An 11,317-nucleotide genomic window follows, 5' to 3' on the forward strand; every position below is an offset into this window, starting at 1 on the left:
CAACCTCCGCCCCCGCATCCCGCAGATCCGTCAGCACCAGTTCCTCGTACATCAGCATCCCCGACTGCTCGGGCCACACCACGGCCCACAGCCACATCCCCAGCGCCTCCCCCGCGAACACGGCCCGATCGTCCGGCGCCTCGGCGACATGCCACAACGGTGTGGGCCGCCCCGCGGCGAGGACCTTGGCCTGCGGTGGTTTCTCGACGTCCAGGTGCGGACCGGGGTCGGGCCCGTCGATGCCCGCGTAGCGCGCCCCGAGCCCCACCCCCAGCTCCTCGGCGACGAGGATCAGCTCGCCGAGCCCGCCGAGGGGCCCGGGCCCGGTGCAGGCGACGGCCGTGGCGCGCCCCCCGCTGCGGTCGTCGCCGGCGCACGCGACCCCCGTGAACAGCCACCCCACGGGCAGCGGCCACGGCATCCACACGGGCACCTGGGTGCGGTGCACCACCACGCCGAGCGCCTCGACGCTGGGCGGGATCACAGGCTGGACCGGATGCACCGTGCCATGGTCAGCGCACTGCCAGGAATCGGCGAAGAGACCGGGAGCCCTGACCCGGCCACCACACTTCGGGCAACTGGGTTCGCCCCTCATAGGGCCCAACGGTCCTACCCTCACCGGCCCCCGTCAAGCGGCGATCACCCATCCGGGAACCCGGGCCCGCCCAAGTAGATGTAGCTTGCATTAATTAGCCGATCTAACTTACTATGTGTAAACACCAACCATCCATGCCGGGAGGGACACAGGAGATGAAGGACGACAGCACAGACCCGTTCGACGCGGGCGCGGGCGGCCTCCTGAAGCAGCCGAANNTCGTCGCGTTCATGGGCATCGGACTGGTCGACCCGATCCTCCCGTCGATCGCCAAGGGCCTGGAGGCGACGCCGAGTCAGGTCTCCCTCCTGTTCACGTCGTACTTCCTGATCACGGCGTTCGCGATGCTGGTCACCGGCTTCGTCTCCAGCCGCATCGGCGGCAAGAAGACCCTGCTGCTCGGCCTCGCCCTGGTCGTCCTGTTCGCGGCGCTGGCCGGCACCTCCGGCTCGGTCGCCGAACTGGTCGGCTTCCGCGCGGGCTGGGGCCTGGGCAACGCCCTGTTCGTCTCGACGGCCCTCGCGGTCATCGTCGGCGCGGCGGCGGGCGGCAGCGCGGCGGCGATCCTGCTGTACGAGTCGGCGCTGGGCCTCGGCATGGCCTGCGGCCCGCTGCTCGGCGCGCTCCTGGGCGACGCGAGCTGGCGCTACCCCTTCTTCGGCACGGCGTTCCTGATGGCCGTCGGCTTCCTGTGCGTCTCGGTGTTCCTGAAGGAGCAGCCGAAGCCGGCGAGGAAGACCTCGGTCCTGGACCCCCTGAAGGCACTCGGCCACGGCGGCCTCGCCTCGGCGGCGGTCTCGGCGTTCTTCTACAACTACACGTTCTTCACGGTCCTGGCCTTCACGCCGTTCGTCCTCGACATGACGCCGTACAAGTCGGGTGCCGTGTTCTTCGCCTGGGGCCTGCTGCTCGCCCTGTTCTCGGTCGTCGTCGCCCCGCGCCTCCAGGCCCGGTACGGCTCGCTGAAGGTGCTCGGCGGTTCGCTGGTGCTGCTCGCGGCGGACGTCCTGGTCCTCGGGTACGGCGACCACGTCACCGCGATCGTCTGCACCGTCCTGTCCGGCGCGTTCATCGGCGTCAACAACACCGTCTACACGGAGCTGGCGCTCGGCGTCTCGGACGCGCCGCGCCCGGTGGCGAGCGCGGGCTACAACTTCGTCCGCTGGTTCGCGGCAGCGGCGGCGCCGTACTTCGCGCCGAAGATCGAGGAGTGGTCGGACATCCACATGCCGTTCGTGGTGGCGGCGGTGACGGCCGTGATCGGGGCGGGAGTCGTGGTCGTACGCCGCAAGGCGCTCACCCACGAAGCCGAGGAGCACGAGACCGCGCACGCGACGCAGGATTCCGTCACGGTCTTCGCGAACTGACGGTGAGTTGAGTCACGTACGAAGATCAGTCCAGCGGGACGGATCTCCGGGCCGGGTCCCGGAGGTCCGTCCCGTTCGTGAGCCACCGCTCCTGGAGCGCCTGCGCGCCGTGCACGCGTTTCCACGCGGCCTCGTTGGGGGTCATCGGCAGGAGAGGGAGGAAGTGCACGGGGTCGAGCGGGGCGTCGAGTTCGAGGTCCTCGACGAGACCGCCGGGTTCGGCGACGAGTACGGAGGTGAAGGGGGCGTCCGGCCACAGGGGCTCGCCGACGTCCAGCGAGGCGCCGGGGGCGACGACGACGCCCTCGACCTGCGGGGACGCGGCGAGGACGGCGAGCGGGCGGAGCACCTTGTCGGTGTCGGCGAGCCCTCCGCGCACCGAGAGGACCAGCTCCGCGCGGGGGCCCTTGAGGGGGTCGGCGAGCATGCTCGTGGGGTCGGTCATGGGGCTTGCGGACATGCCGAGCGTGGCGTAGCGGACGATGCCGTCCTCCTGGCGGAAGCGGAGGACCTCGACGCGGTCGGTGCCGAGGAAGGTGACCGCCGCGCGCGCGTCCGGCTCGCCCAGCGCGGTACGCAACCGGGCCTCGACCAGAGGGAGAACATCAACCATGTCGCGAGCATAGAACTCGTCAGTACGGGGCAAAGCAGCACCTTGACACTTCTGTCTGCTGATACTCTTGCCGAGTCGTTCTGGGCAGCTTGCAGAAGCACGCGTATCAAGCCCGGACGACCTGGATCTCCCTTACGAGGGACCGGCCGGAGGAGGTGGGGCTGTCATGGATCGAAGTCACCCGTGCAGTACCACTCGCTCTTCCCGCCGCTGACGCGACAGCGTCCTTCTTTTCTTTCTCTCGCCTTCTGCGGAAGAGCACTTCGTTAGCAAGCCACCGCGACGGTGCGGTGCTCCCCGCTTTGTGGACGTGCCAAACATTCCCACGCTCAGGACGTCCTCATTCCGGGCAGTTCCACCCGTCGGTGTGGCCATTCGTCACCGAATGCGTCACCGATGCGAAGGAGCCCTGCCATGTCCATGATCCACAACCTGCGCGCCGCGACCTCCCTGCGCAAGGACCGCAAGGCCGCTCCCCTGACCGGCCCGTACGACACGACCCGCGACCCCGCGACGCCGTCCGCCGTCGTCGACTGCGCGGTCTACCGCGACGGTGCGCGCGTCCCGTACGACCGGTCCCTCACCCCGCACGAGGCGATGCGTGAGGTGCGGCGCGACGGCGGGTTCGTGTGGATCGGACTGCACGAGCCGACCGAGGCCGAATTCTCGGGTATCGCCGGGGAGTTCGGGCTCCACCCGCTCGCCGTCGAGGACGCGGTCCAGGCGCATCAGCGGCCGAAGCTGGAGCGGTACGACGACTCCCTGTTCACCGTCTTCAAGACGATCCACTACGTCGAGCACGAGCAGCTCGACGCGAACAGCGAGGTCGTGGAGACCGGTGAGGTCATGTGCTTCACCGGCAAGGACTTCGTCATCACCGTCCGGCACGGCGGGCAGGGTTCCCTGCGCGCCCTGCGCCACCGGCTCCAGGACGACCCGGAGTTGCTCGCGAAGGGGCCCTCGGCCGTCCTGCACGCCATCGCCGACCACGTCGTCGACGGGTACGTCGCCGTCGCCGACGCCGTCCAGGACGACATCGACGAGGTCGAGACGGACGTCTTCTCGCCGGGCCGCAACGGGTCGCCGCGCGGGACCGACCCGAGCCGGATCTACCAACTCAAGCGCGAGGTGCTGGAGTTCAAGCGGGCGGTGTCTCCGCTGCTGCGTCCGATGCAGCTGCTGAGCGAGCGCCCGATGCGGCTGATCGACCCCGACATCCAGAAGTACTTCCGTGACGTCGCCGACCACTTGGCCCGCGTCCAGGAGCAAGTCCTCGGCTTCGACGAGCTGTTGAACTCCATCCTCCAGGCCAACCTCGCGCAGGCGTCCGTCGCCCAGAACGAGGACATGCGCAAGATCACCTCCTGGGCCGCGATCATCGCCGTCCCCACCATGGTCTGCGGCGTCTACGGCATGAACTTCGACCACATGCCGGAACTGCGCTGGAAGTACGGCTACCCCATGGTCATGGCCGTCATCGTGACCATGTGCTTCGGCATCCACCGCACCCTCAAGCGCAACGGCTGGCTCTAAGGTGACGTCATGACGTCCCCCCTGGAGCGCTTGGACCGGGCCCTCGTCGAAGAGGCCACGAAGAAGTCGGGTCTCATCTGGGTCAAGGGCCCCGACGCTCCCGCCCGCCCGCTCTGGCACGCCTGGCACGAGGGCGCGGCCCACGTCCTGGGCGACGGCCCCGGCGAACAGCCCCTGACCGGGCTGGAGTCCGGGGGCACGGCGCAGGTGACGGTCCGCAGCAAGGACAAGGGGGGCCGCCTGGTGACGTGGACGGCGAGGGTCGCCGGCCTGGAGCCGGGCACGGACGAATACGCCGCGGCGGTGGCGGAGTTGAAGACGAAACGCCTCAACGCCCCGGACGGCGAGGCCATGGTGGACCGGTGGGCGAGGGAGTGCAGGCTGCTCCGCCTGGAACCGACGGGCGAGACCCTCCCGATGCCGGAGGGCGACCTGGCGGCGAGCCCGGTCCCGACCCCGGCGACGACGCGCCAGCCGGCCCCGGCGGGCGTACCGAAGCTGCTGTTCAGGAAACGGAAGCAGAACAACCCCCGCTAAGAAGCCGGTAGTTGCTTCCCGTAGTCCACTGTTTCGTCCTCGGACGGCTCGGCGAGGGTGAAGTCCTGCCCCCATGCCGAGAACGCCAGCGAACCGGCGCTGCCCGCCCGTTGGAGCAGCAGGGGGTACGGCTCGCCGGTCAGGGAGACGTCGAGCGTGCCGCCCGAGCCCTTGTCGCCCGTGATTCTGATCGTGCGGGTACCCGCTTGTTCGTGGTGGCCGTCCTTGGAGAGGGAGCCGTGCAGGGTGAGCAGCCCGTCGAGGAGGAGGTTCTTGTCCGTGAAGCCGCTGAATTTCGTGTACGAGGGATCCCCGGCCGGGACCTTCACGTACTTGCCGTCGAGCTTGCCGGCCGCGGCCGTCGCGTCGCCGTCCCGCTTCCAGAACTCGGCGTCGGCCTTGAGGAACAGCGCGTCGCCGACGCGCAGGAGCTGGAAGGTCGTCCCCTCGGCGGAGACGGACCCCGTGCCCCCGTCCTTCTTCAGCCGCATGTCGAGACGGTACGTCCGCCCACTGGTCACGACGGTCCCGGCGAGCCGCACCGCGTCGACCCCGGACGCCGCCGCCTTGGCCCGGTCCTGGATCTTGTCCGCGCCGAGCTTGCCGACCCCGTTGGTCCCCGCGTCGGGATCCTCGCCGCCGCACCCGCTCACGCCGAGGGCGATCGCGCACACCGCCCCGAGCAGCGCGGTGCGGGTACGGGCCGAAGAGGTTGCGGTCACGAAAGACGCTCGCTTTCGAAGGGGACGCGTGGGACGGCGTACGGCAGCGTACCGGGGTCGCGAAGACCCGGCGGACGCGGTCCTTCCGTACCCCTCACCAGCGCGTATCCGATCGGGACGGGCTAGCCTTAAGCCCTCCCGAGCCGACATTCCGGACCAAGTGAAGGAACCCCAGTCATGGCAGCCGGCGCCCCCCGGATCTTCGTCTCGCACCTCTCCGGTGTCGCCGTCTTCGACCCGAACGGCGACCAGGTCGGCCGCGTCCGCGACCTGGTCGTGATGCTGCGCACGAACCGCAGGGCGCCGAGGCTGCTGGGCCTGGTCGTGGAGCTGTCGACGCGCCGCCGGATCTTCCTGCCGATGACGAGGGTGACCGGCGTGCAGTCGGGCCAGGTCCTGACGACCGGCGTCCTGAACGTCCGCCGCTTCGAGCAGCGCCCCACCGAGCGCCTCGTCTTCGGCGAGCTCCTCGACCGCCGGGTCACGCTCGCGGAGACCGGCGAGGAGGCGACCGTCCTCGACCTGTCGGTGCACCAGCTGCCGTCCCGCCGCGAGTGGGAGGTGAGCCGCGTCTTCCTGCGCAAGGGGAAGCCGGCGAGCGCGTTCCGCCGGGCGAAGGGCGAGGCGGTGACCGTCGAGTGGGCGGCGATCGACGGGCTCTCGCTGGAGGAGGAGGGGCAGGGCGCCGAGAACCTCCTCGCGACGTTCGAGCAGCTGCGCCCGGCGGACCTGGCGAACGTCCTGCACCACCTCTCCGCCAAGCGGCGCGGCGAGGTCGCGGCGGCCCTCGACGACGACCGCCTCGCGGACGTCCTCGAAGAGCTGCCGGAGGACGACCAGATCGAGATCCTCGGCAAGCTGAAGGAGGAGCGCGCGGCGGACGTCCTGGAGGCGATGGACCCGGACGACGCGGCGGACCTCCTCGCGGAGCTGCCGGAGGCGGACCAGGAGCGGCTGCTGTCGCTGATGGAGCCGGACGACGCGGCGGACATGCGGCGCCTGCTGACGTACGAGGAGCACACGGCGGGCGGCCTGATGACGACCGAGCCGATCGTGCTGCGCCCGGACGCGACCGTCGCCGACGCGCTGGCCCGCATCCGCGAACCGGACCTCTCCCCCGCGCTCGCCGCGCAGGTGTACGTCTGCCGCCCGCCCGACGAGACGCCGACCGGCAAGTACCTGGGCACGGTCCACTTCCAGCGCCTGCTGCGCGACCCCCCGTACACGCTGGTCGGCTCGATCATCGACGACGACCTGCGGCCCCTGGACCCGGACGCCGCGCTGCCGGTCGTCGCCGGGTTCTTCGCGACGTACGACATGGTCGCGGCGCCCGTCGTCGACGAGTCGGGGTCGCTGCTCGGCGCGGTGACCGTGGACGACGTGCTGGACCACATGCTGCCCGAGGACTGGCGGGAGACGGAGTTCGACTCCGGGGAGGGGGCGGTCAGCGATGGCGCCTGAGAAGACCACGACCGGTGCGCGCCCGCGCGTACGGCTCGACCAGCCCCGCCCGCAGCGGCGGAAGTTCCTGCCGGAGTGGGACCCGGAGGCGTTCGGGCGGCTGTCGGAGCGGATCGCGCGGTTCCTGGGGACCGGGCGGTTCATCGTCTGGATGACCGTCGTCATCGTCCTGTGGGTGCTGTGGAACATCTTCGCGCCCAAGGACCTCCGGTTCGACAACTATCCGTTCATCTTCCTGACGCTGATGCTGTCCCTCCAGGCGTCGTACGCCGCTCCGCTGATCCTGCTCGCGCAGAACCGGCAGGACGACCGCGCGCGGGTCGACCTCGAACTCGACCGCAAGCAGAACGAGCGGTCGATCGCGGACACCGAGTACCTGACCCGGGAGATCGCCGCGCTGCGGATCGGGCTCGGGGAGGTCGCGACCCGGGACTGGATCAGGTCGGAGCTCCAGGAGCTCGTCAAGGAGCTGGACGCACAGGGCGTATTCCCGGCGGAACGGTCACCCGCGCGTGACGTAGACGACCGCTGAGGGGCTGTCGGGGTACCCCGACAACCGCCGTACCATCGTCGTATGGCTAGCGAAGACGCGGTGCGCGAAGCACTGGCGACGGTGAACGACCCCGAGATCAACCGGCCCATCACCGAGCTGGGGATGGTCAAATCGGTGGAGATCGGCGCGGACGGCGCGGTCGCGGTGACCGTGTACCTGACCGTCTCCGGCTGCCCGATGCGCGACACGATCACGCAGCGCGTGACGGACGCGGTCGCGGCGGTCGAGGGCGTCACCCGGGTCGACGTCACGCTCGACGTGATGAGCGACGAGCAGCGCAAGGAGCTGGCGACGGCGCTGCGCGGCGGGCAGACCGAGCGGGAGGTGCCGTTCGCGAAACCGGGCTCCCTCACGCGCGTGTACGCGGTCGCCTCCGGCAAGGGCGGTGTCGGCAAGTCCTCGGTGACGGTCAACCTCGCCGCCTCGATGGCCGCCGACGGGCTGAAGGTCGGGGTCGTCGACGCGGACATCTACGGTCACTCCGTGCCCCGCATGCTCGGCGCGGACGGGCTGCCCACCCAGGTCGAGAACATGATCATGCCGCCCTCCGCGCACGGCGTGAAGGTCATCTCCATCGGCATGTTCACGCCGGGCAACGCGCCCGTCGTGTGGCGGGGGCCGATGCTGCACCGGGCGCTCCAGCAGTTCCTGGCGGACGTGTACTGGGGCGACCTCGACGTCCTCCTCCTCGACCTGCCGCCGGGCACCGGCGACATCGCCATCTCCGTCGCCCAGCTCGTCCCCAACGCCGAGATCCTGGTCGTGACGACGCCTCAGCAGGCCGCCGCCGAGGTCGCCGAGCGCGCGGGCGCCATCGCCGTACAGACCCACCAGAAGATCGTCGGCGTCGTCGAGAACATGTCCGGCCTGCCCTGCCCGCACTGCGGCGACATGGTCGACGTCTTCGGCACGGGCGGCGGCCAGATGGTCGCGGACGGCCTGACCCGCACGACGGGTGCGACGGTCCCGGTGCTGGGTTCCATCCCGATCGACGTCCGCCTGCGCGAGGGCGGCGACGAGGGCAAGCCGGTCGTCCTGAGCGACCCGGACAGCCCGGCGGGCGCCGCGCTGCGAGGGATCGCGGGGAAGCTCGGCGGACGCCAGCGGGGCCTTTCGGGGCTGTCGCTGGGGATCACCCCGCGGAACAAGTTCTAGACCCCGAGTACGGCACGGACCGCGCGAGGTCCGTGCCGTGACCGTTACGCGTACTCCTCGATGTCCTTCACCGTCGAGAAGCCCAGGCCGTACGCGCTCATCCCGCGTCCGTACGCGCCGAGGTGAACGCCCTGCTGCGTCGAACCGGCGAGGACCCAGCCGAACTCCGACTCGCGGTAGTGGAACGGGGTGGGCACCCCGTCCACGGGGAGGGTGAGGGTGGACCAGTCGTCGCCGGAGAGGTCGTCGGCGAGGACCCAGGCCGTCTCCGTCTGCTGCTCCAGCCAGTCGTCGCGCAGGCTGTGGTCCATCTGGCCGGGCCAGGTGAAGGACAGCAGGCCGACGCCGGCGAGCCAGGCGGCGGAGGAGACCGACGTGGCCTCCAGGAGGCCCGTACCGTCGGCGCTGCGCCGGGACGGGTTCGCGGCGACCGTGACGACGACCGCGAACTTCCCCCGGTCCTCACCGGCGGTCTCGTGCCGGACGGACGGCTCGTCGCCGTGTCCGATGGACCCGTGCTCGACCGCGCCGTCCGCGGCCGTACCGACCTGCATCAGCCACCTGCGCCCCGTGTACGCCTCGTCGAGGCCGTACCAGGGGAAGGGCGCCTCCAGGAAGCCGTCCACGGCGCGCCGGACGGCGGGGGCGGGTTGTCCGCCCTCCGCGACCGGCGCCTGCGCGACCGCTCGACTCGTCGTCTCCATGTGCCCGGACGCCTCCTCGCTCTCGGCGGACCCGTACGGCCCGCCCCCCTTCGGGCGCACACGTCAGGTCCGCACAACAACTCGGCAGCATATCCACCCGGGTGAGTGCCCGGGCGTACGGATCAGGTGGCGTCGTAGTCGAAGGGGGGCCGGTTGTCCGTGTCCGGCTTCTTCGTGAGGTCGGTCCTGGGCGCGTCCGGCGTGGCGGTGTCCGGCTTGCTCATGTCGACCTTGCCGGGGGGCAGCGGCGTCGACGCGGACTCGGCCGTCGTGTGGACCGCGTCGGCGACCTCCGCCATCTCCTTCTTCAGGTCGAACCCGTTGCGGATCTCCTTCAGCCCCAGGTCGTCGTTGTCCAGCTGCTTGCGGATGAACGTCTTGGGGTTGAGGTCCTCGAACTCGAAGTCCTTGAACTCGGGGCCCAGCTCCGTACGGATGTCCTGCTTGGCGCTCTCCGAGAACTCGCGGATCTTGCGGATCGTCCGCGTCACGTCCTGGATGACCTTGGGGAGCTTGTCCGGACCGAAGATGAGCACGGCCAGGACTGCGAGGGTCACCAGCTCAAGCGGTCCTATGTCATTGAACACCTGAAGCTCCTTGCGATGTCCGCGGCCGGTGGCCCTCCGCGGTGCCTGCGGGTTCTTCCGTGGCCCGGGCCGCGTCCACGGTACCTGTCACACCTGGCGAACCGGTACCGCCCGGAGCATTCCGAACCGCCTCCGCCGGGACGTTTTCCGGGATGTTTGCCTGGCGGGAAGGGCGTACGGCGGTCCCCTGTGAGGTTTCCGTCAGTTCCCGCACCCACCCTTTTCTCACCCGCCGGCACTCCCCAGCACCAGCGAGAGGCTCATCGTCCTCCCGCCGCGGACGACGGTCAGCCGCAGTTCGTCGCCGGGCCGGTGCGCCCTGACCTTGACGATCAGCTCGTCGCCGGAGTGCACGGGCTTGCCGTCGACCTCCGTGATGACGTCACCAGGCTTGATCCCGGCGAGGGCCCCGGGGCCGCCGACGGTCACCGGCGGACCGGCCTCACCGCTGTCCGTCCGTACGCGCGCGCCGTCGCCCGTGTACGCGGTGTCCAGGATGATGCCGATGATCGGATGCGTCGCCCGGCCGTTGTTGATGAGTTCCTCGGCGATGCGTTTTCCCTGATTGACGGGGATGGCGAACCCGAGTCCGACGGAACCCGACTGTCCCGTACCGGTATCCGAACCCCCCGCCGACCGAATCGCCGAATTGATCCCGATGACCCGCCCTCGCGCGTCCAGCAGAGGCCCTCCGGAATTCCCCGGGTTTATCGGCGCGTCCGTCTGCAACGCGTCCACGTACGACACGTCGCTCCCGTCCCCACCTGCGGTGATCGGCCGTTCCGTCGCGCTGATGATGCCGGAGGTGACGGTGCCGGAGAGGTCGAAGGGGGCGCCGATGGCGACGACGGGATCACCGACCTTGACTCCGTCGGAATTACCGAGCGGGAGGGGCGTCAGATTCCGTACGCCCTTGACTCTCACGACCGCGAGATCGTATCCGGCGTCCCGTCCGACGATCTCGCCCTTCACCGCCTGCCCGCCATTGAAGACAACGGTTATGTCGCCGCCGCTCCCCGCGGGCTGGACCACATGGTTATTGGTCAGAATGTGCCCGAGATCATCCAGTACGAAGCCGGTCCCCGTCCCGGACTCCGACCCTCCCTTCACATGCAACGTCACCACACTCGGCAACGCCCGCGCGGCGATCCCGGCGACACTGCCGGCGTCCCGCGCACCGGGCTCCGGCGGGGCCTGCGGCAACTCGATCCCCCCGATCCCGTGCCGCTCCAACTGCACCCCGACCACACCACCGACCCCGCCGGACACCAGCGCCAGCAACAACGCCCCGGCGACAAGCCCCTTCCGCCACTCCCTCTTCCGCTGCCGCTCACTCGGCACCCCCTCCCCGGTCTGCTGAAGCGGCGAGGCTGCCCAGGGGTCGTACCGCGCCCAGGGATCACCCTGCGCGCCGCCCGGGTGCTGAACGGGAGGAGCGGGGGCCCAGGGGCCGGGCTGGCCGTAGGGGGGCGTGCTGTAGGCGTCGGGGG

The 11,317-nt window shown here is 70.3% G+C and carries 11 protein-coding genes and 1 pseudogene; 6 read left to right on the forward strand and 6 right to left on the reverse strand.

Annotation, left to right across the window (positions count from 1 at the left end; genetic code table 11):
* Nucleotides 1-595: DUF6758 family protein (locus AOK24_RS05060; RefSeq protein ID WP_055718860.1), on the reverse strand; the 595-nt coding region annotated here is incomplete at its 3' end.
* Nucleotides 596-814: 219 nt separating this feature from the next.
* Here AOK24_RS05060 and AOK24_RS05065 point away from each other — a divergent pair.
* A pseudogene (locus tag AOK24_RS05065) lies at nucleotides 815-1,962 on the forward strand (MFS transporter); the annotation flags it as partial.
* Nucleotides 1,963-1,987: 25 nt separating this feature from the next.
* Here the strand turns inward: AOK24_RS05065 and AOK24_RS05070 are convergent.
* Nucleotides 1,988-2,575: a suppressor of fused domain protein gene (locus tag AOK24_RS05070; RefSeq protein WP_055718850.1), complete on the reverse strand. Its 588-nt coding sequence runs from the start codon at nucleotides 2,573-2,575 to the stop codon at nucleotides 1,988-1,990.
* Nucleotides 2,576-2,989: 414 nt separating this feature from the next.
* On the opposite strand from AOK24_RS05070, the gene AOK24_RS05075 reads away from it, so the two are divergent.
* Together AOK24_RS05075 and AOK24_RS05080 are read left to right on the forward strand one after the other, a co-directional pair.
* Nucleotides 2,990-4,108 carry a magnesium and cobalt transport protein CorA gene (locus AOK24_RS05075; RefSeq protein ID WP_055718851.1) on the forward strand — a complete coding sequence of 373 codons (1,119 nt, stop codon included), beginning with the start codon at nucleotides 2,990-2,992 and terminating at the stop codon, nucleotides 4,106-4,108.
* 9 nt (nucleotides 4,109-4,117) lie between these two features.
* Nucleotides 4,118-4,645 carry a hypothetical protein gene (locus AOK24_RS05080; RefSeq protein ID WP_055718852.1) on the forward strand — a complete coding sequence of 176 codons (528 nt, stop codon included), beginning with the start codon at nucleotides 4,118-4,120 and terminating at the stop codon, nucleotides 4,643-4,645.
* On the opposite strand, the gene AOK24_RS05085 is transcribed toward AOK24_RS05080, so the two are convergent.
* A complete protein-coding gene (locus AOK24_RS05085; RefSeq protein ID WP_055718853.1) occupies nucleotides 4,642-5,367 on the reverse strand; it encodes a hypothetical protein in 726 nt (241 codons plus the stop codon). The two genes, AOK24_RS05080 and AOK24_RS05085, sit on opposite strands and share 4 nt — an antisense overlap.
* Before the next feature lie 177 nt (nucleotides 5,368-5,544).
* Here AOK24_RS05085 and AOK24_RS05090 point away from each other — a divergent pair, with 177 nt between their 5' ends.
* From AOK24_RS05090 to AOK24_RS05100, 3 genes are read left to right on the forward strand one after another with little or no spacing between them, the layout of a single operon-like run.
* The gene (locus AOK24_RS05090; RefSeq protein ID WP_055718854.1) at nucleotides 5,545-6,828 is read left to right on the forward strand and encodes a magnesium transporter MgtE N-terminal domain-containing protein; all 1,284 of its coding nucleotides are present in this window, start codon (nucleotides 5,545-5,547) and stop codon (nucleotides 6,826-6,828) included.
* Nucleotides 6,818-7,360 (forward strand): DUF1003 domain-containing protein, encoded by a 543-nt coding sequence (locus AOK24_RS05095; RefSeq protein WP_055718855.1) that lies wholly within the window; start codon nucleotides 6,818-6,820, stop codon nucleotides 7,358-7,360. The genes AOK24_RS05090 and AOK24_RS05095 overlap by 11 nt, the downstream gene beginning before the upstream one ends.
* 42 nt (nucleotides 7,361-7,402) lie before the next feature.
* On the forward strand, nucleotides 7,403-8,536 hold the full coding sequence (locus tag AOK24_RS05100; RefSeq protein ID WP_055718856.1) for an Mrp/NBP35 family ATP-binding protein: 1,134 nt from the start codon (nucleotides 7,403-7,405) through the stop codon (nucleotides 8,534-8,536).
* 44 nt (nucleotides 8,537-8,580) lie between these two features.
* Here the strand turns inward: AOK24_RS05100 and AOK24_RS05105 are convergent, their stop codons facing one another.
* From AOK24_RS05105 to AOK24_RS05115, 3 genes are all read right to left on the reverse strand, one after another.
* Nucleotides 8,581-9,240 (reverse strand): hypothetical protein, encoded by a 660-nt coding sequence (locus AOK24_RS05105; RefSeq protein ID WP_193555059.1) that lies wholly within the window; start codon nucleotides 9,238-9,240, stop codon nucleotides 8,581-8,583.
* Between the two features lie 122 nt (nucleotides 9,241-9,362).
* A complete protein-coding gene (locus tag AOK24_RS05110; RefSeq protein WP_055718858.1) occupies nucleotides 9,363-9,827 on the reverse strand; it encodes a sec-independent translocase in 465 nt (154 codons plus the stop codon).
* A gap of 225 nt (nucleotides 9,828-10,052) precedes the next feature.
* Nucleotides 10,053-11,317: S1C family serine protease (locus AOK24_RS05115; RefSeq protein ID WP_240553668.1), on the reverse strand; the 1,265-nt coding region annotated here is incomplete at its 5' end.

It is taken from the genome of Streptomyces niveiscabiei, from assembly GCF_001419795.1.
In the GTDB taxonomy this organism is placed as follows: Bacteria; Actinomycetota; Actinomycetes; order Streptomycetales; family Streptomycetaceae; genus Streptomyces; species Streptomyces niveiscabiei.